Source organism: Acinetobacter sp. C13, from assembly GCF_016809775.1.
Classification (GTDB): Bacteria; Pseudomonadota; Gammaproteobacteria; order Pseudomonadales; family Moraxellaceae; genus Acinetobacter; species Acinetobacter pittii.
Genome location: NZ_JAFBJL010000007.1, coordinates 1 through 24,137 on the forward strand (window position 1 = coordinate 1; position 24,137 = coordinate 24,137).

General features: G+C 40.0%; 26 protein-coding genes and 1 pseudogene. 10 read left to right on the forward strand and 17 right to left on the reverse strand.

Annotated elements, in window-relative coordinates:
• Positions 1 to 472: 472 nt before the first annotated feature.
• Positions 473 to 1,043, reverse strand: a pseudogene (locus tag JGE69_RS16230) (TetR/AcrR family transcriptional regulator).
• 86 nt (positions 1,044 to 1,129) lie between these two features.
• Between JGE69_RS16230 and JGE69_RS16235 the strand changes: the two are divergent.
• Positions 1,130 to 2,344 (forward strand): oxygenase MpaB family protein, encoded by a 1,215-nt coding sequence (locus JGE69_RS16235; RefSeq protein WP_017482416.1) that lies wholly within the window; start codon positions 1,130 to 1,132, stop codon positions 2,342 to 2,344.
• Positions 2,345 to 2,411: 67 nt separating this feature from the next.
• On the opposite strand, the gene JGE69_RS16240 is transcribed toward JGE69_RS16235, so the two are convergent.
• The 4 genes from JGE69_RS16240 to def all read right to left on the reverse strand — a co-directional run bounded on the left by JGE69_RS16240 (position 2,412) and on the right by def (position 5,854).
• Positions 2,412 to 2,618 carry a DUF4199 domain-containing protein gene (locus JGE69_RS16240; protein WP_068531148.1) on the reverse strand — a complete coding sequence of 69 codons (207 nt, stop codon included), beginning with the start codon at positions 2,616 to 2,618 and terminating at the stop codon, positions 2,412 to 2,414.
• 49 nt (positions 2,619 to 2,667) lie between these two features.
• On the reverse strand, positions 2,668 to 4,782 hold the full coding sequence (locus JGE69_RS16245) for a TonB-dependent copper receptor (protein WP_199114066.1): 2,115 nt from the start codon (positions 4,780 to 4,782) through the stop codon (positions 2,668 to 2,670).
• 72 nt (positions 4,783 to 4,854) lie between these two features.
• Positions 4,855 to 5,280 carry a DUF2946 family protein gene (locus JGE69_RS16250; protein ID WP_002114087.1) on the reverse strand — a complete coding sequence of 142 codons (426 nt, stop codon included), beginning with the start codon at positions 5,278 to 5,280 and terminating at the stop codon, positions 4,855 to 4,857.
• A gap of 43 nt (positions 5,281 to 5,323) precedes the next feature.
• Positions 5,324 to 5,854: a peptide deformylase gene (def, locus tag JGE69_RS16255; protein ID WP_002114101.1), complete on the reverse strand. Its 531-nt coding sequence runs from the start codon at positions 5,852 to 5,854 to the stop codon at positions 5,324 to 5,326.
• Between the two features lie 122 nt (positions 5,855 to 5,976).
• Here def and JGE69_RS16260 point away from each other — a divergent pair, with 122 nt between their 5' ends.
• Genes JGE69_RS16260 through JGE69_RS16270 form a run of 3 tightly spaced genes read left to right on the forward strand, consistent with a single transcriptional unit; the run spans position 5,977 to position 8,906 of the window.
• A complete protein-coding gene (locus tag JGE69_RS16260) occupies positions 5,977 to 7,131 on the forward strand; it encodes a LysM peptidoglycan-binding domain-containing protein (RefSeq protein WP_199114065.1) in 1,155 nt (384 codons plus the stop codon).
• Positions 7,132 to 7,151: 20 nt separating this feature from the next.
• The gene (dprA, locus tag JGE69_RS16265; protein ID WP_199114064.1) at positions 7,152 to 8,285 is read left to right on the forward strand and encodes a DNA-processing protein DprA; all 1,134 of its coding nucleotides are present in this window, start codon (positions 7,152 to 7,154) and stop codon (positions 8,283 to 8,285) included.
• A 51-nt stretch (positions 8,286 to 8,336) separates the two neighbouring features.
• Positions 8,337 to 8,906 (forward strand): L-threonylcarbamoyladenylate synthase, encoded by a 570-nt coding sequence (locus JGE69_RS16270; RefSeq protein WP_005072030.1) that lies wholly within the window; start codon positions 8,337 to 8,339, stop codon positions 8,904 to 8,906.
• A 392-nt stretch (positions 8,907 to 9,298) separates the two neighbouring features.
• Here JGE69_RS16270 and JGE69_RS16275 read toward each other — a convergent pair whose 3' ends face one another.
• Together JGE69_RS16275 and JGE69_RS16280 are read right to left on the reverse strand one after the other, a co-directional pair.
• Complete coding sequence (locus JGE69_RS16275) at positions 9,299 to 10,219, reverse strand: DMT family transporter (protein WP_002114137.1); 921 nt, start codon at positions 10,217 to 10,219, stop codon at positions 9,299 to 9,301.
• A gap of 104 nt (positions 10,220 to 10,323) precedes the next feature.
• Entirely contained in the window at positions 10,324 to 10,977 is a 654-nt protein-coding gene (locus JGE69_RS16280; protein ID WP_079377716.1) for a TetR/AcrR family transcriptional regulator, read from the reverse strand.
• Between the two features lie 135 nt (positions 10,978 to 11,112).
• Here JGE69_RS16280 and JGE69_RS16285 point away from each other — a divergent pair, with 135 nt between their 5' ends.
• From JGE69_RS16285 to JGE69_RS16300, 4 genes are all read left to right on the forward strand, one after another.
• Positions 11,113 to 12,327: an MFS transporter gene (locus JGE69_RS16285; RefSeq protein WP_005804752.1), complete on the forward strand. Its 1,215-nt coding sequence runs from the start codon at positions 11,113 to 11,115 to the stop codon at positions 12,325 to 12,327.
• A 21-nt stretch (positions 12,328 to 12,348) separates the two neighbouring features.
• Positions 12,349 to 13,113, forward strand: a complete 765-nt coding sequence (locus tag JGE69_RS16290; RefSeq protein WP_104075547.1) for an AraC family transcriptional regulator — start codon at positions 12,349 to 12,351, stop codon at positions 13,111 to 13,113.
• Between the two features lie 120 nt (positions 13,114 to 13,233).
• A complete protein-coding gene (locus JGE69_RS16295) occupies positions 13,234 to 13,779 on the forward strand; it encodes a glutathione peroxidase (protein WP_014208128.1) in 546 nt (181 codons plus the stop codon).
• Positions 13,780 to 13,920: 141 nt separating this feature from the next.
• Positions 13,921 to 14,517 carry a hypothetical protein gene (locus JGE69_RS16300; protein ID WP_199114063.1) on the forward strand — a complete coding sequence of 199 codons (597 nt, stop codon included), beginning with the start codon at positions 13,921 to 13,923 and terminating at the stop codon, positions 14,515 to 14,517.
• A 56-nt stretch (positions 14,518 to 14,573) separates the two neighbouring features.
• On the opposite strand, the gene JGE69_RS16305 is transcribed toward JGE69_RS16300, so the two are convergent.
• From JGE69_RS16305 to JGE69_RS16350, 10 genes are all read right to left on the reverse strand, one after another.
• Positions 14,574 to 14,993 (reverse strand): F0F1 ATP synthase subunit epsilon, encoded by a 420-nt coding sequence (locus JGE69_RS16305; protein ID WP_002114076.1) that lies wholly within the window; start codon positions 14,991 to 14,993, stop codon positions 14,574 to 14,576.
• 17 nt (positions 14,994 to 15,010) lie between these two features.
• A complete protein-coding gene (gene atpD / locus JGE69_RS16310; RefSeq protein ID WP_002114045.1) occupies positions 15,011 to 16,405 on the reverse strand; it encodes a F0F1 ATP synthase subunit beta in 1,395 nt (464 codons plus the stop codon).
• Positions 16,406 to 16,435: 30 nt separating this feature from the next.
• Positions 16,436 to 17,305, reverse strand: coding sequence for a F0F1 ATP synthase subunit gamma (atpG, locus tag JGE69_RS16315; RefSeq protein WP_002114131.1), 870 nt, complete (start codon positions 17,303 to 17,305; stop codon positions 16,436 to 16,438).
• Between the two features lie 77 nt (positions 17,306 to 17,382).
• Positions 17,383 to 18,927, reverse strand: a complete 1,545-nt coding sequence (gene atpA / locus JGE69_RS16320; protein ID WP_002114049.1) for a F0F1 ATP synthase subunit alpha — start codon at positions 18,925 to 18,927, stop codon at positions 17,383 to 17,385.
• A gap of 46 nt (positions 18,928 to 18,973) precedes the next feature.
• Entirely contained in the window at positions 18,974 to 19,510 is a 537-nt protein-coding gene (locus JGE69_RS16325) for a F0F1 ATP synthase subunit delta (RefSeq protein WP_002114070.1), read from the reverse strand.
• 12 nt (positions 19,511 to 19,522) lie between these two features.
• Positions 19,523 to 19,993 carry a F0F1 ATP synthase subunit B gene (locus JGE69_RS16330; protein ID WP_001024691.1) on the reverse strand — a complete coding sequence of 157 codons (471 nt, stop codon included), beginning with the start codon at positions 19,991 to 19,993 and terminating at the stop codon, positions 19,523 to 19,525.
• Between the two features lie 38 nt (positions 19,994 to 20,031).
• Positions 20,032 to 20,277: a F0F1 ATP synthase subunit C gene (atpE, locus tag JGE69_RS16335; protein ID WP_000424060.1), complete on the reverse strand. Its 246-nt coding sequence runs from the start codon at positions 20,275 to 20,277 to the stop codon at positions 20,032 to 20,034.
• Positions 20,278 to 20,361: 84 nt separating this feature from the next.
• Positions 20,362 to 21,237 carry a F0F1 ATP synthase subunit A gene (gene atpB, locus JGE69_RS16340; RefSeq protein WP_002114072.1) on the reverse strand — a complete coding sequence of 292 codons (876 nt, stop codon included), beginning with the start codon at positions 21,235 to 21,237 and terminating at the stop codon, positions 20,362 to 20,364.
• Between the two features lie 104 nt (positions 21,238 to 21,341).
• On the reverse strand, positions 21,342 to 21,740 hold the full coding sequence (locus tag JGE69_RS16345; protein WP_002114124.1) for an ATP synthase subunit I: 399 nt from the start codon (positions 21,738 to 21,740) through the stop codon (positions 21,342 to 21,344).
• A 170-nt stretch (positions 21,741 to 21,910) separates the two neighbouring features.
• The gene (locus JGE69_RS16350) at positions 21,911 to 22,750 is read right to left on the reverse strand and encodes a metal ABC transporter solute-binding protein, Zn/Mn family (RefSeq protein ID WP_032013085.1); all 840 of its coding nucleotides are present in this window, start codon (positions 22,748 to 22,750) and stop codon (positions 21,911 to 21,913) included.
• Between the two features lie 127 nt (positions 22,751 to 22,877).
• Between JGE69_RS16350 and JGE69_RS16355 the strand changes: the two genes are divergently transcribed.
• Positions 22,878 to 23,375 carry a transcriptional repressor gene (locus JGE69_RS16355; RefSeq protein WP_002114130.1) on the forward strand — a complete coding sequence of 166 codons (498 nt, stop codon included), beginning with the start codon at positions 22,878 to 22,880 and terminating at the stop codon, positions 23,373 to 23,375.
• The gene (gene znuC, locus JGE69_RS16360) at positions 23,348 to 24,136 is read left to right on the forward strand and encodes a zinc ABC transporter ATP-binding protein ZnuC (RefSeq protein WP_014208124.1); all 789 of its coding nucleotides are present in this window, start codon (positions 23,348 to 23,350) and stop codon (positions 24,134 to 24,136) included. Before JGE69_RS16355 ends, znuC begins: the two co-directional genes overlap by 28 nt.
• The last annotated feature ends 1 nt before the right edge of the window (position 24,137 follow it).

The window sequence follows — 24,137 nt, forward strand, 5'->3', positions numbered from 1 at the left end:
TCAATTACTGACTTAAATTTCGCTCAAATAAACTTCGAGTAATTTAAACCAATCAATCAATGAAAATTATTTCGATTAATCAATCAGTAAAAATCCACACAAGTTGTTCTTCAATTCTCTTAATGATCTTCTTCCTGGTTCGTCACCAGCAAGCTAGGTCGGCTATATTACTCTTAATCTCTTAAAAGTCAACAGGTAATTTCGATATTTTTAAAACTCATTCTCAAAACCAACTTACCATCAAATTCATCACTTAAAGCAATCAACTCAATTCCAAGTAACTGTTTTTCAACAAGTTTCTATCTGCATCACCGCCGATGGATGTGCATTATAGACCATTAACTTACCTTTGCAAGCGAAAATTAAAAATTAATGACTTGAGCGTTTACTTTTAAACCACCACACGAATTAAGCTATTGTTTTATATTGATAATTATTTTAATTTTTTATTTTTGACTTAAATAAGCCAGTATCATGCTCGATAATTCGCGTTTAAGTTGTTGTTCTGAGATAAGAAAATTGTTCTGACTTACATATCGCATCATCGTAAAAAGCGTACTATTAATAATTACAAAGGATTTATGCTTTACCTGTTCGAAGTCCCACTGATGAGGATTTCTACTGAATGTATATAGCCCTACTTCAAAAAAATGCTTTTCTAAAATCTGAGCAGCTTGCGAATGACTATAGTCATGCCAGTGTTTCAGCACTTCTATAAAAAATCCATGATCGGCTTTTAATGCATTAAATCCCAACTCTATTGCTAAGGGAATGAGCAGCTCTAAAGGAATATTTCCTTGTCGCACAACTAATTCTTTAAGTTGTAGCCCCAGCAATTCGCTTTTACGGCGCAATAGTTCTTCTATGATTTGATCTTTATTCTCAAAGTATTGGTAAATCGACCCAACACTTACTCCAGATTTCTCTGCAATTTTAGGCGTCGTCGTATGTAGTAATCCATACTGGGCGATACACTGCTGTGTCGCCTCTAAAATATGGTCAACAATAATTTTTGAACGCTGTTGCTGTGGGGCTTTTCTCATCGTTTTTATTCGTTAAATGCGAATTGAATGCGAATAATTATTCATATTAGCCTATTTATTATTCAGTTCAATAAGTAAGTAACGATATGCAAATGATTAGCCCGACTCGACTTGCTTCTTTTAATGACATGCAAGACAGCAATTTTTTTACTCAGTTTTTAAATATCTGTTGTGAAAAACCTGTACAACCAAACTATACGGAATATATGTCTTTACAACATGCTCTTTATGAAGGGGATATTGAAATGGATCAGGTGATTGATTGGGTTATGCAAAATCCCAAAGATCACCGCATGATTTTTGAGAAGATATTATTTCAAGGCCGCGATAATCTATCTGAGCCTATACCTACCGAGTTAGAAAATTTCTTTAATTACATTGAACAAAAGCCTGGATGGTTAGATGAGCGTCAAATTGATGAGGCTGTTAAATTTACTCATCGTTTAGGAATAAATAATGGTTTTATTCTTAGAGATCTATCCTTAATGGCGGGATATTTATATCCGGGATTTAATCAGCCGCTAATTTTAACGGGTGCATTAAAGAAACAGGCGGGTACTCGTTTAGCTGAAACCACAAAATGGTGGGTCGATATTACTGAACCTCAAGGACTTGTCCGTTTAAGCGCAGGTTTTACTTCAACGATTTATGTTCGCTTTATTCATGCACTCGTTCGCCGACAATTAAAAAAGTCTGATCGTTGGAATAGTGAGGTTTGGGGAATTCCACTTAATCAATTTGATTTAGCAATGACTAATTTGGCTTTTAGCAGTGTAGTTTTACTCGGTATTAGAGCTTTGGGTGTATGGCCGACCAAACAAGAAGCCAAGAGTTTTCTACATTTTTGGCGTTATGTTGGCTGGTTGATGGGTATTGATGAAAAATGGCTTATTCAATCTGAATCTGAGGGTTGGAGGTTACTTTACTGGATGCAGTTTGCTCACCCTCGCTCCGATCACAGCAGTGTTGAGTTAGGATCAAGCTTATCCAAAGAGCCTTTTGAGAGAAAATATCTACATTTACGTTCTTTGCAGCAGAAGCTTGCTTATCGACAACATTTAGAACTTACCCAATTTTTTATTGGCAAGAAGAGAATGAAACTACTCGGATTGCCTCAGCAGTCTGCCTCATGGTTTGCTTATTATCTAATTGTGCGTAATTCACTACTTTATAATGGTGCAAAGCTTTCACCAAAAGTTGAAAAGTTTTTATCTAAATCAGGCCGTAATATACAAAAACTTGGCTTAACGCTTTATCAGAATCAAGGTAAGGCAAAAACCTTAGCGAGTATGCATCAATAACTTTTAAAACTTAAAAACAAAAATGGAAGCCCGTTAACTAGACTTCCATTTTCAAATATTAAGGAACTTATTGAGCTGATGAACTGTGCATTTCAGCGTGATTCATTTGCTCGTGTGACTCCATCATCTGCTTCTTTTTCTGACTTGGCATGTAGTCAGGTTCATTGTTGATTGCCAAGTAAAAAATAATCATAAACAATAAACTCAAGATAGAAGCCACAATAAGTAACTTCCATCCCCACCAAGACTGTTCAGGTGATAATTTATCAGTCATTTCATTTCTCTCTTTAAATTAATATTTTCAGTTCATTCGCTACGGCTTATTAAAACTTCATGCTCATACGAACCCAGTAATTTCTTCCGATATTGTTAAACTGCTCTTCGCTCGCAAATCCAAAGCCAGCACTACCCGCTTTGTTTAAGTGTTCGGTATAGGTCTTATCTAATACGTTATCAATGCCAACAGAGACATCGATATCTTTACGAAGGTTGTAACTTCCGTTTAGAGAAAGAGTCGAGAAACCTTTACTTGGTTTTAAGTCATATCCTACGATATTACCTTGATGTAGACTCACACGGTTTTGCTCAGCAACCGCTCGCCATAATAATCCTAAATTATATTTATCAGCCATATAGCGAATATTTAAGCGACCTTCTAAAGGTGGAATTTGAGGTAGTGGTTTGTCATCTGTGGTGTTCTTACCCCATGCATACATCGCACTCAAATCTGCCTGAATATGATCGGTAAATTGATATCCAATACCCGCTTCCGCACCTGCAATGGTTGCATCGACATTCTTAGCACCCGCAGTAATATCATGACTCATATCATGCCCACCCATTCCAGTACTTGGGTGATGGTGATAACTCATTAAAATGTAGTCATCCACCAAACCTGCATAAGCAGAAGCCCATGTGTTTAAAGCACCATGCTGTTGCTGAAAACCTAGATCCAACTGTAATGTTTTTTCAGGATTCACACCGTTAAAAGTATTAGTTGAGCCAGCGTTACCATGTTTAGGCGAGAAAAGTTCCCAATAATCAGGCATACGCTCTACATAACCTAAACCAATATAGCTTTTTAGGTCATGCTCTGGATGCTGATTTTCCCAACGGACAAATGCACTCGGTAAAGTCTTTTCAAGTTTAGTATTAAAGCCTTTTGCTTGAGAATCAGCACGCTCATCTTCAACTGTAACTCGATCTAAACGTGCACCTGCAACCATTTTGTTGAAATCGTTCCATTGATAGCCGAGTTCGCCAAAAGCACCATATGATTGAAAACGCATATCTTGGCGATATGGAATATTCATAGAAGGCATTGTTGGCGATGACATGCTACCGCCATGTTTATTAAATTGAGAGTCAACGCCTGTGATCAAACTCCATTTGTTCCATTCAGAAGTCATTGCCAAACGTGAGTTTAATGTACGGCGTGTCACTTGCATTGCCATTGGATTCGGCATCAGCATGGTCATACCACCATGATTCATTTCAACTAATGGCGGTGTGCGCAAACTAAAGTTATCCATAATATGGTCGTTATAGCTATAGTTCACCTGCCCTTCAATTTTCTTAATGACATCGGTGATATTTTTCTTTTCGAAACGTAGCCCTAAGCTTTCACGCGCAAATTGAGATCCGTCCATTGAACGTCCAGCATAAAGCGATTCACCATCAGATTTTCCACCAGTGAGTTCCACCCACGTGTTTTCATCTGGAGTAAAACCAAGTGCTACATCAGCATTCCACTTTTTCCATGCTGACGGCACGGTATTGCCGTCACCATCTTGATAACTATTCGATTCTGAACGATTGGCATTTAAACGGATATATTTCTTTTCATCACCAATTGCGGCCTCAACGTTATGGTCAATACGTCCATATGAACCTAATAAGACACTCGCTTGTCCGCGATAAGGTTTTTCAGAGGTGAGTTTCTCAGGCTGACGTTCAAAAAGGACTGTTGCAGCAGAACCTGTATTGGCATATTGAACAGTTTGCGGACCCTTAATCACAGAAATACGATCATAACTTTCTGGTGAAATATAAGAAGTCGGTGCATCCATACGGTTTGGGCATGCACCTAAGTTCTCAGTTCCATCTGTCAAAATTTTGATGCGTGACCCAAACATACCTCGGAATGTCACATCACCATTCGTTCCCCCACTTTGTATTGAGTTAAAACCCATAATACTTTGTAGGTAGTCTGCACCATCTGTAGCAGGCACTGGCTGAATTGGCTGTTTCGGGTCTGCATGTACAATCAAGCCATTTGCATCGTTGCCTTGTTGTGCTGTAACAACAATAGGTGCTAATGAGTGAAGCGCTTTGGTATCGGCATCATTTTTTTCTGAATTAGCAAAAACTAGCCCCGAATGAGAGACAGCAAACATCGCAACCCATAAAGGTTGTAGTAAAAATTTAGAATGTGGCATTTTTATACGCTCTAAAACATAAATAAAGTGATATCGAAGTCAGTTAAGACCCCAACAAAAAATTGCTTTTATTTATGCAAATAGAGGTGGTGCACGCCCTTGCGGGAGTAGAAAAAGTCGCTGTAGTGCAAAGTAGACATGTCTAAATGCTTGTTGATAGGCAACTAAGCGGACTTGTATGCGGACTAAAACTTCTTTTACGCCAAATTCAGGTGGCAAAACCAGATTGGCATAGACGGTACAATATTGACACTGGTGATTTGCATCATGATGATCATGTTGCCCAGAGGCTTGCGCCTGTTCAATATGATGTTCATGATGTGAATGCATGGCATGTGACATGGTTTCCATCTGTGCTTTAGGTTTAAGCAAAGCGAGGGTAATAGTTTCACAGACCGGAGCAATTTGATACTGCTTCGGTAATAGCGGCTGTAGAAATACCGCAACCTGTAAAAATACTGCTGCACATGCAAGCAGTAAGCCACTACGAAAAACCAAAAATCACATCCACACTACATTAATGTTTCAAGAATAGAAATTTTTAACGTTTTACTGCAACTTTTTCACGCTCACGTTGACGAACAACTTTTTCGACTTTTTCTCGAGCACGCTGACGTTTAAGTGGCGACAAATAATCCACAAATAATTTGCCATTTAAGTGATCCATTTCATGTTGGATACAAACAGCGAGAAGTCCATCAGCTTCTAACTCAAATGCTTGACCTTCAAGGTTAATTGCCTCAATTTTCACACGTGACGGGCGCTCAACTTTGTCGTATATTTGTGGCACCGATAGGCAGCCTTCTTCGTACTGCTGCTTATCTTCTGTCAGTGGAGTTATTTTGGGGTTAATGAAAACCATAGGGTCATCTTTAGATTCAGACAAATCTATGACGATAAGCTGAATATGACGATCGACCTGAGAAGCTGCTAAACCAATACCCGGTGCCGCATACATGGTTTCAAGCATATCTGCTGCAAGTTGACGAATTTCATCAGTAACTTCTTCAACAGGCTTAGCAATGGTACGAAGACGGGGATCAGGAAAACTTAAAATAGGTAATAAGGCCATACTGACGTCCTCACTTATGCCATTGATTGAAAAACCAAATGAAGGAAATACTTCATCGAAAAATTGTGTGTTAGCCGCCTATTATAACGCATCTGCACGCATAATTTTTAGGAATTATCATAATGAAAAAGGTTTTTGACGGCATGGTTCAATTTCATGCTTTGGGGATAAAAAAGCATTTACTTGCTTTGGCACTTTTTACAGGGGTTGCATTCAGTACGGTAGCAGAGACTTATGCTGCTAGTCCGAACCATAATCCACCCTCTCTTAAAAGTAATGCACCACATGTCTACGTAGTAAAACGAGGAGATACGCTATGGGATATTTCCGGTCATTTTCTGAGCAAACCTTGGCGCTGGCCTGAAATTTGGGCAAATAATCAGCATGTCAAAAATCCACACTGGATTTATCCTGGTGATCGATTACTGCTGTGTAGTTTAGATGGCCGTCCATTGGTTGGAAAAGATGAAGGAGATGGCTGTGTCGGCATTATTCGCCGTTACACAGGCCAAATGACAAATTTACAACCTCAAGTTCGTGTGGAGTCACTTAACAATAACGTACCTGTTATTCCTCTTGAACATATCAAACAGTGGTTAGAACACAGCACTATTCTACCTATCGATGCAATTCAACATACTCCTTATGTAGTCGGTACTGCCGATCAACGTGTACTTGCAGCAAAAGGTCAAACTATTTATGCGCGCGGACAAGGTTTGATTGATGGTCAACGTTATGCAGTTTATCGTGAAGGTGAACCTTATTATTTCACCGATAATAAAGGCAAAAAGCACAGTCTAGGTATTGAGCTACAACAAGTTGCCTCAGGGATTGCGATCTCTTCTGAAAAAGACATTACCACGCTTGAGTTAACTGATAGCTACAATTCTGAAGTACGTCGTGGTGATCGGGTAATGCCAGAAGAAGAAGCAACATTGCCTACTTTGTTTTATCCGGTAGATGCCACTCAGGTGACGGACGGCGGCAAAATTATTCGTGTAATGGGCTCAATTGGTACTGCTGCCAAAAATAGTGTGGTGATTTTAGACCGCGGTACGGCACAAGGTATTCAAGTAGGACAAGTTTTTGATATTACACAACAAGGTGAAACCATTCGAGATCCTAAAACCAAAGAACCAATACAGTTACCAGGACAACAAATTGGTAGTCTAATGGTCTTTAGAACTTTTGATCAGTTGAGTTATGCCTACGTATTAGAAAGCGATTTACCAGTTAAAGTTGGTTCAAGCATTCAGCCACCCCGCTTTAATGATTAATGCTGGATGTACCTTTTACAATGCTTACTCAACTTTCTTCACACCATTACCACACGCTTAAAGTGTGGTATTTGGTGCAACACTCTTTAGTCAGCTTTAAAAAAATTGTCGATTATTTTGGTAGCTGTGAAAAGGCGGTCCAACCTGCTGGATTATCTCAATGGCGCAATCTCGGGTTACATGCTAATCATTTAAAACGCGTAGATGAATTTCAAACTGCTCAGGGTCAAGCTCAGTTTGAAAAACTAACTGAGCAGATCCAGCAATATACCGACTTTATTTTAACGGCAGATGACTCAGGTTATCCCACTCAGTTATTACCTTATACAGATCACCCACCTATCATTTTTGGAAAAGGCCAAGCTCAAGCTTTGTTGCAACCACAAATTGCGATTGTAGGTAGCCGAAAACCAAGCCCACATGGTCGTCAGGTTGCTTATGATTTTGCCTATTACTTAAGTGAAAAAGGTTTTTATGTGAGTAGTGGATTGGCATATGGTATTGATGAAGCTGCTCACCAAGGAGCATCAGCACATCAACGTACAATTGCAGTAACAGGAACTGGTTTAGACAGTACCTACCCTGCTCAAAATAAAAAACTTGCAGAACATATTTTGGCTCAAAATGGCGCGATTATTACTGAATTTTTGCCTGGAACACCCCCATTACAACAGCATTTCCCACGTAGAAACCGAATTGTCAGCGGTTTGAGTTTAGGCGTGTTAGTGGTAGAAGCTACATTAAAAAGTGGTTCTCTCATCACTGCGAACAAAGCTGCTGAACAAGGTAAGACTGTATTTGCCATTCCTGGTCATATTTACAGTGAGTTTCATCAAGGTTGCCATCAACTTATTCGTGAGGGAGCAATTTTAGTCGATCATCCTGAACAAATTATTGAAGACCTTGCTTTACCTACTCAATGGCAAAGTCAGCAACAAAACTCCACCGAGGAGGCTGTAGTTTCTAGTACTCCAGAAATTCCTGAGCATTTAATTAACCTTTATCAATCTTTAGACTGGGTCGGGCAAAATATTGATCAGCTTGTCTTACATCACTCTCAGCCTGTTGCAGACCTCACCTCTTCACTGATGGAACTAGAACTACTTGGTTTATGTATGCAACAATCAGGATTGTATTTACGTTGTCGTTCTTAGTATTGGAGCGCACAATAGCAATTCTGTCTGATTGAAAGGAAGAGTATTACCATGATTACCACCTCAGTTACCGAAGCAGCCGAATGTTTACAACAAGGTCAAGTTTTGGCATATCCAACTGAGGCAGTTTGGGGGCTAGGTTGCGACCCTTTTAATGAGCAAGCTTTTCAAAAGATTCTTGAACTAAAGCAAAGGCCTATTGAAAAGGGTGTAATTTTATTAGCAGGTCATATTAGCCAAGTTGAGCACCTGCTAACTTCTTTACCTCAAACAACCCAACAAGAAATTATTGATTGTTGGACTAATCATCAACCTTCAGAAAGAGCAACAACTTGGCTATTACCTGCTGGCGAACATATTCCTTCATGGATTAAAGGTGAGCATCCTCTTGTCGCTGTTCGAGTCACTACACATCCTTTATGTGTGGCATTATGCAATGCTTTTCATGGCTTTATTGTCTCGACTAGTGCGAACCCAAGTGGACAAGAACCTGCACACTCACTACAGGATGCCTGCCAATACTTTGGTTCACAATTAAACTATCTGAATGGTGACTTAGGCCAGAGCCAACAACCAAGCAGAATCATTAACGCTCTTACCAGAGAGATTATTCGCGCCTAATTTCAAACAAAAAAAAGCTCAGTTATATAGGGATAACTGAGCATAAAAAAGGATGGGTATATACCACATCCAGAGGGTTTGGATATCTGGGGAACGAAAGATAATTTACAAAGAAAAGAGCGCCTTTCGTAGTGGCCGCTATTATGTGGTAAGAGGTTCAATGAGAGAAATATATTATTTCTCTAAAAAAAGCATGAAAAGTGTAGGGAATTTACGGTTTTTTGCCTATAAATTAAAATTATATTAATATTTTTACTCGGCTTTTTTAATATTTATATTACAACCTATTTTTATAAACTATTTATAAATCATATAGAAAAACTTTAACTAAGAAAAAATTGGCATATTTTTATGAGTTTTTTTCAAAATATGCCATAGTTTTTTTACTGACTTTAGTTTTGTTCTTGCATTAATTCACTCTTTTTAGGACTCACCTTCTTCTGAGCCATAATGATACCAATTAAAATAACAATCCCACCTAATGTGTGATAAATGGTCCACTGCTCAGACAACCAGACGCTTGCAATAACTGCTGTAAAGACAGGTACCAAGTTCATAAAAATACTTGTTCTATTAGGACCGAGTTGTTGAACAGCTAACATCCAAACTAACGGCGCAATGAGTGAAGCAAATACTCCTGCATAAATAGCACTTGGTGCATTTTCAACATTTAAAGCATCAAGTCCAAACCAGAGAATTAAAGGAATATGAAATATTACAGAAAACCCAATCTGAACATATAAGCTTGTCATAATTGGTAGAGGCAGCTGCCATTTTTTAAGAAAAACACCATAAAATGCATAGAAGAATACGGCAATAATCATCAATGCATCACCAAGATGTCCGCCACCACTTAAAAGCTTATTAATATTTCCTTGGGACATGACATATAGCAAACCAGCAAAAGACAAAATACTGCCAAAAACTGCAAAGCGATTAGGCACATCTTTTAAAATGGCAAGCGAAACAAAGATCGTAAAGATGGGAATAAATGCATTCACAATCCCCATATTGGTTGCACTGGTATAATGGGCAGCCGTATAAGCTAAGCCTTGATAAAGTACCATCCCAAATGCACTTAACACAGCAAGCTTAGGTAAATATGGTATTACTAGTCGTCTTTGTCTCCACACAGACATAAACATAAATGGAGTCAAAATAATAAAAGCGATTAACCACCGATAAAAACTAATACTTACCGGAGAGATATAATCCGAGACATAGCGGGTGACTACAATATTTAAAGACCAAATCAATACTGCCAAAATGGGAAAAATAAACGCCCATTTGTGATATTTCATGACCTGACTCATAGCAATACACCATCTACAAAAGATGGTTTTATTTTGAAGAATGTCTTAATAAATTGAAATATCGTATTTCCGACATTGATATCGAACTTAGGACATTATCCTTTTTAGAATAATGTCCAAGCTTTCACGGCATGACCTACCACTTTATGTAATTGCTCGCTACTCGCACCGTCTCTTGCTTGAATGGTAAGGCCTTGAATGACAGTAGTATAAAAATCAGTCATTTCCTGTAAAGGTGCATGAGAAGATAAATCCCCTTGCTCTACCCCTTGCTGAAGACGTTTTAATAATTTTTCTTTTGTCTTTATGCGCTTATCTAATAGATTTTGCTGTACATCTTGAGTTGCATCAGAACAATTCATAGCCGCAACGACCACCATACAACCTGCTGGCTTATTGGGCTGAACCAATCTTTTAACAATGTCATAAAGATATAACTCAACAGCAATTTTTGCAGTTTTTGCTTCTACAAATATAGTGTCAATCGGACATCCTTCATGAGCTAAATAATAATCAACACTTCTGTAAAACAGCCCTTCTTTGTCGCCAAAGGCACTGTATAGGCTTGGTGCTGTAATTTCCAAAGCATGCGTTAAATCGCTAATAGACGTTGCTTCATAGCCATGCTCCCAAAAGAGCAACATTGCTTTTTGCAAAACCTCTTGTTCATCAAAGCATTTAGGACGTCCGCGCTTTTTTTTCAGCGTATCTTCTGTAACAGCTAAATTCGTTTCATGCCTATTTGTCATAAAGATCACATCTATTTTTATAACAATCGTTATTAAATTAATTGACGTTCGATTTTTTATCAACTATTTTATTTTCATAATGATCGTTAGTTAATTAATAAATTGCCTTTCTTTACTCCAAATTTAGCCAAGTAAGGATTTCCTATGGACCAATCGTCTATCTCTAAAGCGCGACCCACGACCTCTACTCAAGGAAGCTGGTTTGCCATTTTGGCCGTTTCTATCGCAGCATTTGCATTAGTAACAAGTGAATTTTTACCTGTTGGTGTTCTAAATAGTGTCGCAACTGATTTAAATATTTCTGTAGGTACAGCAGGCCTGATTATTACAGTACCCGGCATTATGGCAGCAATTGCAGCCCCTCTATTGCCTGTATCAGTAAAACAACTTGATCGGCGTTATGTGCTTATCTTGCTGACAGCTATTATGGTTATTGCCAATACCATTACCGCATTTGCTGAAAACTTTCATATTTTATTGTTAAGCCGCTTAATTTTAGGTATTTCAATTGGTGGTTTCTGGGCGACCGCCATTGCTCTAAGTGGAAAATTAGCTCCTTCGCATCTTCCTATTGCTAAAGCAACTGCGGTCGTGATGGCAGGTGTGACTTTTGCTACAGTTCTAGGTGTACCGATTGGAACTTGGTTAAGCGAGTTTTATGGCTGGCGTAGTGCTTTTGGAATTACAGCAGGAATTGGCTTAATTGTTTTAATCTTACAATTAATCTTTTTACCTAAACTTATTCCAGACTCGGCAATTCACCTGAAAGACTTACCAGCACTATTACGTACTCCCAAAGCACGTAGTGGCATGTTGATTGTTTTATTGATCGGACTTGCTCATTTCTGTGCCTATAGCTATTTAGCCCCTTTCTTTAAAAATGTTGCCGGTTTTAATGGGACAACCATTAGTTCATTATTATTGCTCTATGGAATTGCTGGTATTTTCGGAAATGCTTTTGCCGGATATAGTGGGAATCTAAATGTCCGTTATACATTAGCTTTTGTGGGTACATGCTTTGCAATCGTATTCTTTGGATTTCCTCTTTTTGCCGTTCATGAGTTTGGTGCTATTGTCTTAACCGCGTTATGGGGATTTGCATTTGGTGCCTTCCCTACCTCAGCAAATATTTGGATGTTTGTACATGCGCCAAATGCAGTTGAAAAAGGTATGCCGCTTTTTGTAGGTATGTTTCAGGTGATGATTGCGACAGGTTCATTATTAGGGGGATATGTGGTTGATCATTTCAATGAAAATACTTTAATTTATGGTGTATTAAGCTTTGTTGCCCTAGCATTACTGAGTACATTTACCTTAGCGAAAGGTCTTAATAACCCTAAAGCTACTTGTGAAAACTAAAATATGAGTCAGAGCATATAGATGAACAATGAGGATCAGCAATTTTCATTATTAAACGGTATAGAAGTTCATGAATTTCTATACCAAAAAGAAGATATTGTTCGTCCTCATGCATCTCTTTGGGGAGATTTTAATTTCAGTTTAAATGGCATATTAGAAATGGAGATTGAAGAACAGCTATATCTTTCTCCACCTAGCTATGGTCTTTGGATTCCACCTCAAACTGTTCATCAGTCAACCCATATCGACCATGAAATTCATTATATCTGTATTCGACTGCACCCTCGCCTATGCTCTATTTTAGGAAATAGCTGTCGATGCTTTAGTATTCAGCCTTTTTTTCGCACTTTAGTTTTACAAATTCTAGAGCAGCAAAAACAAACCGAACAACCTGAATATTTAGAACATCTTTTACAAGTTTTATTCGATCAACTCAAACAAGCTCCTGCATATTCACATTATTTACCGCAAACGCGGCATCCAGTTTTATTGCCTATTTTAGAAAAACTTTCAGATCCTTTACTTTTTGATCAGTCTTTACAACAGTTGCTACAAAACTTTTCGGTCAGTGATCGCCACTTATTACGGTTGAGTCAACAAGAGCTTCAGCTTTCGTTGTCCGAATGGCGTAACCGAGCCAAAATTGTTTATGCCATTCATCAGATTCGTCAAGGGACACCTATCAAGCGTTTAGCATACGATTTAGGTTATCAACATAGCTCAAGTTTTATTGAGTTTTTTAAACGTTACACTGGACAAACACCTATCCAAATCAGAAATAACTAGAATTCAGTTTATCTTTAAAAACTTTTCCTTTTTTGAACACGAATATTATTGCACTGCCCCTAAATAGCAGTTAAAACAAATGCGTTACTTGATATCAATTACAATCTTTAGGAAAGACTCATGACACAATCTGTATATCACATTCCAGTAAAAGCTATTTCAGGTGAAACGGTTGACCTCGAACAATACAAAGGTAAAGTTCTACTTATCGTAAATACTGCTTCTAAATGTGGTTTAACTCCACAATACGAAGGCTTAGAAAAGCTTTACCAAGCAAAAAAAGACCAAGGTCTTGAAATTTTAGGTTTCCCAGCAAACAACTTTAAAGAGCAAGAACCAGGTTCTGATGAAGAAATTCAACAGTTCTGTTCATTAAATTATGATGTTCATTTCCCTTTATTTTCTAAGGTCTCTGTAGTCGGCGAAGATAAGCACCCACTTTACCAAGCTTTGACAGCGGCTCAGCCGGAACGCACTGGTGAAGGTCCTTTCCGTGAGCGTTTAGAAGGCTTAGGTATTCCGACCAACCCTGCTCCAGAAGTTTTATGGAACTTCGAAAAGTTTTTAATTAATAAAAATGGCGAAGTCGTAGCTCGCTTTGCTCCAAACCTAACAGCAGACGATGAACAAATCGTTAAAGCAGTTGAAGCAGAGTTAGCAAAATAATATTTTAAAATGTGAGAAAGGGCGTTTTATACGCTCTTTTTTATGCTCTCCTCAAAGTGTTGTTCGTTTGCAAAAATACAATCTTTCTTCATATTTTATGCCTATAGTATCTATTTGCTTTATTTGATGTTGTTTGTAGTTATGAAAAAAGTTTTACAGGGCGCATTTCTTCCTTTTGTAATTTTTGCCTCAGGCATGCTTTTACTCGGATGCGATCAGGCACAAGACCATGCTACCGAACAAGAAAAGACTGAAATAACTGAACAGGCATCTGACCAAAACATTGAACAACAAGAGTCAGAAATTGCACCCAACAAAGCCGAACTTAAAAGCGGCAATATTTTTTATATGGTCCGCGACGCTGCTAATTTACAGCTTAAAGCTGGTGACTATATTGAACAGCTTAAAGATACTCAGCTTGATGTTGAACAAGCCATCCAAGATAAGAATCAGAATGAACTAAAAACTACTGTCACTACGTTAAAACAACAACTAGAAGGTTTAAATCAAGCACTTTTGACTTTAGATATCAAAAGTCAGGAAATTGAGAATATTCGCCAAAGTTTATTACATGCCAACCAACAAGCTCTTAGCATGCCATTACTCAATGGGAAATTAGATCAAATCAATTTTGACCAAATTGAAAAACAGCTTAATACCATTCAAATGGATATGGTGAAGCTTGCTGCCATGATTATGGCAGGAGATGAAAAGTCAGATTCAAAAACTGAATCTTAAAAAACAACTTATAAAAAAGCCACCTTACGGTGGCTTTTTCAATCTCAAACCGGCAATTATAGTGCGCGGTTTTTGATTTTACGGATAGTTTCAAGCTGTGCAGCGGTTTCTGCCAAGGCAGCCAACGCAGCAGCTGAGTCCAAATCACTCTTTTGGTTTGCAAGCAATTGTTCAGCATTTTTACGTGCTTCTAAAATTGCCGCTTCATCCAAGTTGTCAGCACGGATTGCAGTATCTGCAAGAACCGTTACAACATGAGGTTGAACTTCTAAAACACCGCCAGATACATAGACGATTTCTTCTGTACCATTTTCCAACTGAACACGAATCGGGCCCGGTTGAAGCAAGGTTACAAGTGGAGCATGTCCTGGCAAAATACCAAGCTCACCACCAGCACCTTTCGCGATTAACATCGTTACTGCGCCAGAGTAAATAGACTCTTTAACACTTACGACATCACATTGCATAGTCGCCATGAGATGATCTCCTTAAATTAGAGTTTCTCAGCTTTAGCAATCACTTCGTCAATACCACCAACCATATAGAACGCTTGTTCTGGGATGTGATCGTATTCACCAGCTAATAGACCTTTAAAGCCACGAATCGTTTCTTTAAGCGGTACTAATTTACCAGGAGCACCAGTAAACACTTCAGCTACGTGGAATGGTTGAGAGAAGAAACGTTGGATTTTACGCGCACGGTAAACAACCAATTTATCTTCTTCAGCTAATTCATCCATACCCAAGATTGCGATGATGTCTTTAAGCTCTTTATAACGTTGCAATACGTTTTGTACTGCACGCGCAATTTCATAGTGCTCTTGACCAACAACTAATGGGTCTAACTGACGTGAAGTTGAGTCAAGTGGATCGATCGCTGGATAGATACCAGAAGATGCGATGTCACGGCTCAATACTACTGTTGCATCTAAGTGAGCAAATGTAGTTGCAGGAGATGGATCTGTTAAGTCATCGGCAGGTACATATACTGCTTGGATCGATGTGATCGAACCAGATTTAGTAGATGTAATACGCTCTTGAAGAACACCCATTTCTTCTGCAAGTGTAGGTTGGTAACCTACCGCAGATGGCATACGACCTAACAATGCTGATACTTCTGTACCCGCAAGTGTATAACGGTAGATGTTGTCGACGAATAATAATACGTCACGACCTTTACCATTTTCGTCTTTTTGATCACGGAAGTATTCAGCCATAGTCAAACCTGTTAACGCTACGCGTAAACGGTTACCTGGTGGCTCGTTCATCTGACCGTAGACCATTGCTACTTTGTCAAGAACGTTAGAATCTTTCATTTCGTGATAGAAGTCGTTACCTTCACGAGTACGCTCACCAACACCAGCAAACACAGATAAACCTGAGTGAGCTTTCGCGATGTTGTTGATCAACTCCATCATGTTAACGGTTTTACCAACACCAGCACCACCAAATAGACCAACTTTACCACCTTTTGCGAACGGGCAAAGTAAGTCAATTACTTTAATACCAGTTTCTAAAAGATCTGTAGAAGCTGCTTGTTCAGCATAAGAAGGTGCTTGACGGTGAATCGGCAAACGCTCTTCAGTCGCTACCGGACCTGCTTCATCAATTGGGCGACCCAAAACGTCCATGATACGACCAAGCGTAGCTGGACCTACTGGAACAGAAATCGGTGCATTTGTGCTAGTTACATTAAGGCCACGTTTAAGACCTTCTGTAGAACCCATTGCGATGGTACGAACAACACCATCGCCAAGCTGTTGCTGAACTTCTAATGTAGTTTCAGTACCGTCAACTTGGAGAGCGTCATAGATCTTAGGAACGCTATTGCGCTCAAACTCGACGTCGATAACCGCGCCGATGATCTGAATGATACGACCGCTACTCATTGCTGTCTCCTCAATTCAAACTTAATAATGTTAAACGGCAGCGGCACCGCCAACGATCTCGGAAATTTCCTGAGTAATCGCGGCTTGACGCAGCTTGTTGTAAATGAGTTGTAGGTCTTTAATCAATTGTCCTGCGTTGTCTGTCGCTGCTTTCATCGCGACCATACGAGCTGACTGCTCACATGCAACGTTTTCAATCACACCTTGATAAACCATAGACTCGATATAGCGAACCAACAAACCATTTAACAATTCTTCTGCTTCTGGTTCGTAGATATAGTCCCAACCATAAGTACGGTTGAGATCATCGCCTTCTTCTGCTGGTGCTAAAGGAACAAGTTGTTCTACTTTAGGCTGCTGAGTCATTGCATTAACGAAGCCATTTGATACGAGATAGATACGATCTAATTCGCCTTTATCAAATGCATCAAGCATAACTTGGACTGAGCCAGTTAACTGTTCCAAACTCGGCGCATCGCCAAGTTGGGTAGTTGCACCGAGCACTTTACCGCCGTAATTCTTAAAAAACGAAACCGCTTTTTGACCAATTAAAGCAAATTCAACTTCAATTGACTGCTGTTGTTGTGCTTTGACATGCTGCACAACTTTCTTGAACAAGTTAATGTTCAAGCCACCTGCCAAACCACGATCTGAAGACACTACGATATAGCCAACACGCTTAACTGGGCGGTCAACCATATAACGGTGTTTGTATTCAGGGTTTGCTTGTACCAAGTGAGCAATTACACGGCGCATATTATCGGCATACGGACGGCCCTGAGCCATGCGCTCTTGCGCACGACGCATTTTAGAAGCAGCTACCATTTGCATCGCGCGAGTAATCTTTTGCGTGCTCTTGATACTAGCTACTTTGGCGCGAATTTCTTTTAAATTTGCCATACGCTTAACCTAGTATTCGAAAGCTCTTTCGAGCTTCCGAAGGTTGATCCGTGAACCAAACTTAACTAAAACTAAACTTAGTAAGTTTGAGTCGCTTTAAAGCTTTCAATACCTGCTTTGATTGCTGCTTCGATGTCTTTGTTGTAATCACCAGTTTCATCGATTTGTTTCATCAACGGAGCATATTCTGAGCGGAAGTAAGAAATTAACGCAGCATCAAAGTCTACGATTTTCTTAACTTCTACGTCAGCCATGTAGCCTTCGTTAGATGCATAAACAGAAACAGCTTGGTCAGCAATTGAGTAAGGAGCATATTGTTTTTGCTTCATTAACTCAGTTACACGTTGACCATGTTCAAGTTGCTTACGAGTTGCTTCGTCAAGGTCAGAAGCGAACTGAGCAAACGCAGCCAATTCACGGTATTGTGCTAAAGCAGTACGGATACCACCAGACAATTTTTTGATGATCTTAGTTTGAGCAGAACCACCAACACGAGATACAGAGATACCCGCGTTCACAGCAGGACGAATACCTGCGTTGAATAATGATGTTTCTAAGAAGATCTGACCGTCAGTAATCGAAATTACGTTCGTTGGTACGAATGCAGATACGTCACCTGCTTGAGTTTCAATAATTGGCAATGCAGTTAAAGAACCAGTTTGACCAGTTACTGCGCCATTAGTGAATTTCTCAACGTAGTCAGCAGATACACGAGAAGCACGTTCAAGAAGACGTGAGTGAAGATAGAATACGTCACCTGGATACGCTTCACGACCTGGTGGACGACGTAAAAGTAATGAAATTTGACGGTAAGCAACAGCTTGCTTAGACAAATCATCATAAATAATAAGAGCGTCTTCACCGCGGTCACGGAAGTATTCACCCATTGTACAGCCAGAGTACGGAGCTAAGTACTGCATTGCAGCAGGATCAGCAGCCGCAGCAGCGACAACAGTTGTATACGCCATAGCGCCAGTTTCTTCTAGCTTACGCACAACGTTTGCAATTGTTGATTGTTTTTGACCAATCGCAACGTATACACATTTAATGCCAGAGTTTTTCTGAGCGATAATCGCATCGATCGCCATCGCTGTTTTACCAGTTTGACGGTCACCGATGATCAACTCACGTTGGCCACGGCCAACAGGAATCATTGTATCAACTGACTTATAACCAGTTTGAACAGGTTCATCTACAGATTGACGCCAAATTACGCCTGGTGCTACTTTTTCAACAGCATCAGTTAATTTCGCATCAATTGGGCCTTTACCATCAATTGGGTTACCCAAAGCGTCGACAACACGGCCAAGAAGTTCAGGACCAACTGGAACTTCTAATACACGACCTGTACAACGAGCTTTTTGACCTTCTTGAAGGCTTAGGTAGTTACCTAAAACAACGGCACCCACTGAATCCTGTTCTAGGTTCAGTGCCATACCAAATAAGCCGCCGTCGAATTCGATCATTTCACCGTACATTGCATCAGCAAGACCGTGAATGCGCACGATACCGTCGGATACCATAACAATGGTACCTTCGTTTTTAGCGGTCGCGCTGGTGTCCAGATCTCCGATACGCTGTTTAATGAGCGCACTGATCTCGGATGGATTCAGTTGTTGCATTGCGCTATTCCTCAATCTTTTATTAGTTCAGTCTTCATCATTTGCATTATGCAAGAAGACGAGTACGCATTTTTTCAAGCTTGTTAAGCGCAGAATCATCTATCACTTGATCGCCTGCACGAATTACAACACCTGCAATAAGCTCAGGTTTAACTTCAACTGAAACAGTTACTGTACTGTTAAAACGCTTTTCTAAAGCAGATTTCAACAGTTGCTCTTGTTCAGCAGTTAACGGGAAAGCCGATTCAATCACGACATCCACATTGTTGTTATTCTGTGATTTAAGCTGTTCATATTCTGCTTCAATTTCAGGTAACAGCATTAAACGATCGTTATCTGCAAGAAGTGTCAAAAAGTTAGACACTGCTTGAGATTGATCTTCACCTAAAACTTTAGCAAAAAGCTTCACTTGCTCCGCAGGAGTAAGTTCAGGGCGATTTAAATAAGCGGAAAATGCTTCGTCTTGCACCGCAGCACTGAGCACTTGTAACGCATTCGACCAATTGTCTGTTGCACCTTGCTCAGAAGCATAAGCAAATGCTGCTTTGGCATACGGACGTGCCAACGTCAAGAGTTCAGCCATAATTCGCCTCGCTTAAAGTTTAGCAGCCAGCTGAGACAGCATGGCGTTATGAGCTTCTGCATCAACTTGCTGGTTCAGGATTTTTTCTGCACCAGTTACTGCCAAAGCAGCTACTTGTTGACGTAATTCTTCGCGAGCAGAATTGATTTCTTGATCAACAGCTTCTTTAGCCTGTTGACGAATACGCTCACCTTCAGCCGCAGCTTGAGTACGAGCTTCTTCGATCAATTGCGCTGCACGACGGTTCGCTTGTTCGATCAATTGAGCCGCTTGTGCTTTAGCTGCATCAAGCTCTTGCTTAACTTGCGCTTGTGCATCGGCAAGGTCAGCTTTCGCTTTTTCTGCTGCATTTAAGCCATCAGCGATTTTACGCTGACGCTCACTAATCGCATTGATTAGTGGTGGCCAAACAAACTTCATGCAGAATGCAACAAAGAATGCAAACGCAATCGCTTGACCAATCAATGTGAGGTTGATATTCATTGCAATTCCTCAAATAGTGGATTTAGGAATTAAGATGATTAACCTACAAATGGATTAGCGAAGATGAAGAACAAGCCAATACCAACACCGATCATAGGCACAGCATCAAGAAGACCCGCGATTAAGAACATACGAGTTTGAAGTTGTGGAGCCAATTCTGGTTGACGAGCAACAGCTTCTAAAAAGCGACCACCCAAAAGACCAAAACCAATCGCAGTACCCAAAGCACCGAAAGCGATCAAGATAGCAGATGCAATTGCAACTAGACCTAAAGTGAGTTCCATGAAAAATTCCTCAGAGGTTAGGTTATTACCAAATTAAATTAAAAAAATTCAGCCCAACCATCATTTGATAGTTAGGCAATACCATTAATGTTTTTCGCTTGCCATGCTCAAGTAAACGATGGTAAGCATCATAAAGATGAATGCCTGCAACGTGATTACAAGAATGTGGAAGATCGCCCAAGGCACAGACAACGCCCATTGAATCCAGAACGGCAATAAAGCAATTAGGATAAAGATCAACTCACCGGCATACATGTTACCGAATAGTCGGAGAGCTAATGAAATCGGACGAGCAAGGAATGTTACCAATTCCAAAATCAAGTTCACTGGAATAAGCAACGCTTTTGCAACTGGATTACTTGGGTTAAATGGGTTAAGTGCCAACTCGCCAACGAAACCACCAACACCCTTTTCGCGGATGCTGTAGAACAAGATAAGTACAAATACAGATAAAGACATACCTAAAGTAATGTTTGGATCTGTAGATGGAACGATCTTGAAGTAAACGTGGTGAGGGTCCATACCAAATACGTTTGCACCTACAAACGCTGCAACTTGAGGAATCCAGTCAACTGGGATCAAGTCCATTAAGTTCATGAGGAAAATCCACACGAAAATAGTGAGTGCAAGCGGAGCGATTAAACGTGATTTGCCATGAAAAGTATCACGGACACTTGAGTCAACAAACTCAATGATCATTTCGATTGCTGACTGGAATTTAGTTGGAACACCTGCATTTGCAGCTTTCGCAACGATCCAGAACATCAAACAGAAAATCACACCAAGGCCAATTGACCAACCCATTGAATCCAAGTGAATTGCAGTGAACCCCATCGAATGAGCTTCTTCAGCAGTCTCAGCCAATTTCCATGTACCGTCTGGCATTTTGCCATAGGTCATATTGGTCAAGTGATGCTTGATATACTCTGTCGAAGTGAGGGCATGTTCTTCAGCAGCCATAAATCACACCTGGTCAATGTCAATTACTAAAAAGAAGGGAAACGAACATCGGCGTACTGTCGATATCTCGCCACCCTCCAAAAAATCTTCAATTCTTCTTGTTTCTACACCCGTTTTTGTAGACGTGACACCCAGAATGGAGCGACCCACGACATTGCCTGAACGAGAATAAAACCAAACAACAATGCTAACGGTGATAAAGGTTTAACATTGCTCAAAATCAAAATAAATCCAACGATCATGATTGCAAATTTGCCTAACATGCCCCTATACATGTTAGACAGCACTTGTTTTGATGCTCGTGCACCTGCTGTTCTGAAGGATTGCCACGAAAAATAACTCGTCGCAAGCCAGCAGACCAACGCACCAAGTGCCGCACTTAATGCTGCTGTCATGTCTTTTATGCTCCACGCTACAAGAGCGGAAACAGGGATCATACATGCTTGTAAGAAGACCAAAGCTTTTGCTAATCGTCGGTCAATCAAGCGACTAGTTTGGCTCATTATTTATCCACTCACAGCATAAATGCTTGACAAGTTTAGCTGATGATCGCTTTTAATCGCAGGCATTATAGAGTTACACCCCTGAACATGCAATCTTTTCCCGACTTTAGTCGGGGTTTTTCATGACAGGTGGTGCTGACGCTACAGTCAGCCTTTGTTTACTTTTTATCTTACTTTTGCGTACTTAATACACATTTATCAGTTTTTATTGCCAGTTTCTTCCATGCAGTGACGAAATCATCCTCATTATTCATGCTCTCGTCTACTGGTTGAAAAGTAATGTTACCTAATTTTTGATATTGACTCTTAGTGGTAAAACTCTCTGCCAACAAACACATCTGATTTTTTGGTCGACTATCATTAAGATACTTAATTTGAGCTGCTGTTGGTGCAACGTGAGGATCATCTGTTAAAGCACCAGCGAACTTTAAGTTTAGTGAGCGTTCTAAATATTGATAGGCATCATGATATGCCCAATACGGTTTGCCATTACTTGAACTATCGTAAGCTTGTGCCGCCTGCAACATTTTACGAGCAAACACATTGGCGTTATTCCAGTACTTTGCCTTATTTTCAGGGTGTTGCTGAGAGCGCAAAGCAGCAATAAAAAAGCCAATTCGAACCGCATTGTTTGGCTCTAACCAAACATGGGTATCTATTGTGTTAGGTAAAGCTGCACCACGTGTACTGCGCTGAGGCAAAACAGAAACGATGCCACTATCTAATAAGGCAATTGCTTTCTTATTATTACCTAGTAATTTATTTAGAGGTGCTTCATGGGCCTTACCCAACCAAATCACCAAAGAAGCATCATTAATTGCTTTACGATGCGCTGGGGTTAATTGTACGTCATGCCCAGTTTGTCCCTTTAATAAGAGTTGTGGTTCTTCAACCCCTTGAGTGACTTCTTTTGCAATCAGATAAATCGGGTGCGTAGAAACCACCAAACCCTGACTCCACCCTAACGTACTCAAAAGAGAGAACATACTGAAAACAAAAAAACGGAACATGACAGACCATCAATTTAAATTAGCTCGAAGCATGTTATAATATAACAAAGTTACAAAAATACCTAAGATTAATCGAATGAAGCATCGCTTCATGCTAATATTCCGTTAAAAATTCGAGGTTATCCCTATGAGTTCCTGCTCGCATGAACATCATGATTCTTTGCATGGTGTGCATGATCACCATAATGTCGCAAGCCGTTTAGCTGAAGCAGAAAGTTTATGTTCTGCGACTGGCGCACGCCTTACACCTTTGCGCAAAGAAGTTCTGGAACTCATTTTAAATGCATCGGGTCCAATGGGTGCCTATGACTTATTGGCACGTATAAAAAGTCAAACTGATCGCCCTGCTGCGCCTCCAACTGTATATAGAACTTTAGATTTCTTATTAGAAAAAGGTCTCATCCACCGCCTAACTTCTATTAATGCGTATATTCCTTGCTGCCACCCGCGTGAGGGCCATCAAGCAGCATTCCTGATTTGTACCGAATGTCATATGGTTAAAGAAGCTTCTTCTCAAGGCCTCACACACCAGCTTGACCAGCTTGCAGCTTCAGATGACTTCGTGGCTCAACACAGCATTATTGAAATTTCGGGGAAATGCCAACAGTGCCGCACAACTCCTTAAATCCTGTATTAATTCAGCTTGAGCAGGTTTCTGTTCATCGTGATGATCGGGATATATTAAAGAAAGTTGATTTTGCCCTACATCAAAATGAAATTGTGTCTTTAATTGGACCCAATGGTGCAGGCAAATCAACACTGATTAAAGTTCTACTCGGTATTCTTCAGCCAAGTAGCGGGCGTGTTATTAATCATAAAAAACTTAAAATGGCTTATGTGCCACAAAAGTTTAATCCTTCTCACAGCCTTCCTTTACGTGTTCAGGATCTTCTTGATTTAGAAAAATGCAGCCCTGCCCTGCGTCAGGAAATTATTCAAGACACAGGTATTTCAAAGTTACAACAATCAAAAGTACAACAACTTTCAGGTGGAGAACGCCAAAGAGTACTATTGGCTCGTGCACTGCTTCGTCAGCCAGATATTTTAGTTCTTGATGAACCCATGCAAGGTTTAGATATTCAGTCAGAAGCGGAACTTTATGATTATGTTCGCAGTCTGCCAGAACGATATGGTTGCGCGATCTTAATTGTTTCTCATGACTTACAATGGGTGATGCAAGGAACACACCGTGTAGTGTGTTTAAATAAACATATTTGCTGTAGTGGACTACCCGAGAATATTCAACAACATCCTGAATATCAGGCAATATTTGGAACTCAAAGGGTTTTCTATCAACATCATCATGACCATTGTGCTCACGGTGATGCTGCACACCCTTGCCCTCATAATGACCGCCCTCACATTCACCCAGAACCGGAAGCTTAAG

Excerpts from the sequence above, each read along its gene's own strand:
- JGE69_RS16245 (WP_199114066.1), bottom strand. The coding sequence starts at position 4,782 with ATGCCACATTCTAAATTTTTACTACAACCTTTATGGGTTGCGATGTTT.
- JGE69_RS16235 (WP_017482416.1), top strand. The coding sequence starts at position 1,130 with ATGCAAATGATTAGCCCGACTCGACTTGCTTCTTTTAATGACATGCAA.
- JGE69_RS16270 (WP_005072030.1), top strand. The coding sequence starts at position 8,337 with ATGATTACCACCTCAGTTACCGAAGCAGCCGAATGTTTACAACAAGGT.
- JGE69_RS16330 (WP_001024691.1), bottom strand. The coding sequence starts at position 19,993 with ATGAATATCAACCTCACATTGATTGGTCAAGCGATTGCGTTTGCATTC.
- JGE69_RS16295 (WP_014208128.1), top strand. The coding sequence starts at position 13,234 with ATGACACAATCTGTATATCACATTCCAGTAAAAGCTATTTCAGGTGAA.
- atpE (WP_000424060.1), bottom strand. The coding sequence starts at position 20,277 with ATGGAACTCACTTTAGGTCTAGTTGCAATTGCATCTGCTATCTTGATC.
- atpD (WP_002114045.1), bottom strand. The coding sequence starts at position 16,405 with ATGAGTAGCGGTCGTATCATTCAGATCATCGGCGCGGTTATCGACGTC.
- atpG (WP_002114131.1), bottom strand. The coding sequence starts at position 17,305 with ATGGCAAATTTAAAAGAAATTCGCGCCAAAGTAGCTAGTATCAAGAGC.
- JGE69_RS16300 (WP_199114063.1), top strand. The coding sequence starts at position 13,921 with ATGAAAAAAGTTTTACAGGGCGCATTTCTTCCTTTTGTAATTTTTGCC.
- JGE69_RS16325 (WP_002114070.1), bottom strand. The coding sequence starts at position 19,510 with ATGGCTGAACTCTTGACGTTGGCACGTCCGTATGCCAAAGCAGCATTT.
- JGE69_RS16275 (WP_002114137.1), bottom strand. The coding sequence starts at position 10,219 with ATGAGTCAGGTCATGAAATATCACAAATGGGCGTTTATTTTTCCCATT.
- dprA (WP_199114064.1), top strand. The coding sequence starts at position 7,152 with ATGCTTACTCAACTTTCTTCACACCATTACCACACGCTTAAAGTGTGG.
- JGE69_RS16355 (WP_002114130.1), top strand. The coding sequence starts at position 22,878 with ATGAGTTCCTGCTCGCATGAACATCATGATTCTTTGCATGGTGTGCAT.
- JGE69_RS16345 (WP_002114124.1), bottom strand. The coding sequence starts at position 21,740 with ATGAGCCAAACTAGTCGCTTGATTGACCGACGATTAGCAAAAGCTTTG.
- JGE69_RS16240 (WP_068531148.1), bottom strand. The coding sequence starts at position 2,618 with ATGACTGATAAATTATCACCTGAACAGTCTTGGTGGGGATGGAAGTTA.
- JGE69_RS16260 (WP_199114065.1), top strand. The coding sequence starts at position 5,977 with ATGAAAAAGGTTTTTGACGGCATGGTTCAATTTCATGCTTTGGGGATA.
- JGE69_RS16290 (WP_104075547.1), top strand. The coding sequence starts at position 12,349 with ATGAACAATGAGGATCAGCAATTTTCATTATTAAACGGTATAGAAGTT.
- JGE69_RS16285 (WP_005804752.1), top strand. The coding sequence starts at position 11,113 with ATGGACCAATCGTCTATCTCTAAAGCGCGACCCACGACCTCTACTCAA.
- JGE69_RS16350 (WP_032013085.1), bottom strand. The coding sequence starts at position 22,750 with ATGTTCCGTTTTTTTGTTTTCAGTATGTTCTCTCTTTTGAGTACGTTA.
- JGE69_RS16305 (WP_002114076.1), bottom strand. The coding sequence starts at position 14,993 with ATGGCGACTATGCAATGTGATGTCGTAAGTGTTAAAGAGTCTATTTAC.
- atpB (WP_002114072.1), bottom strand. The coding sequence starts at position 21,237 with ATGGCTGCTGAAGAACATGCCCTCACTTCGACAGAGTATATCAAGCAT.
- atpA (WP_002114049.1), bottom strand. The coding sequence starts at position 18,927 with ATGCAACAACTGAATCCATCCGAGATCAGTGCGCTCATTAAACAGCGT.
- znuC (WP_014208124.1), top strand. The coding sequence starts at position 23,348 with ATGCCAACAGTGCCGCACAACTCCTTAAATCCTGTATTAATTCAGCTT.
- def (WP_002114101.1), bottom strand. The coding sequence starts at position 5,854 with ATGGCCTTATTACCTATTTTAAGTTTTCCTGATCCCCGTCTTCGTACC.